This is a genomic window from Pseudomonas sp. AC463, from assembly GCF_979253585.1.
The window spans coordinates 1-341 of record NZ_CEEDDZ010000285.1; the positions used below are offsets into that span (position 1 = coordinate 1).

Annotated in this window: 1 protein-coding gene; it reads left to right on the forward strand. The window is 66.0% G+C overall.

Annotated elements, in window-relative coordinates:
- Positions 1-341 (forward strand): PucR family transcriptional regulator ligand-binding domain-containing protein (locus tag AC0IYH_RS30175; protein ID WP_471837794.1); only part of this gene is annotated, 341 nt, incomplete at both ends.

A 341-nucleotide genomic window follows, 5' to 3' on the forward strand; every position in this document is an offset into this window, starting at 1 on the left:
GGCCAGGCCGCGCTGGGCAACCCGGTGCGCTGGCCATACGTGGCCGAGAACGAGGATATCGCCGACTGGGTGATGGGCGGCGAGCTGGTCTTCGTGACCGGGATCAACCACCCTCGTGACGAAGCCAACCTGCTGCTTCTGGTACGCCAGGCAGTCGAGCGCGCCACGGCCGGTCTGGTGATTCTCACCGGCGCCGAGTACATCCAGAGCATTCCGGCAACGGTGGTGGCCGAAGCCGATCGCCTCGGCCTTCCGCTGCTCGAACAGCCTTACCAGCTAAAGATGGTGGTGGTGACCCAGGCCATCGGTACCGCGCTGGTGCAGCACCAGATGCTCGGCAG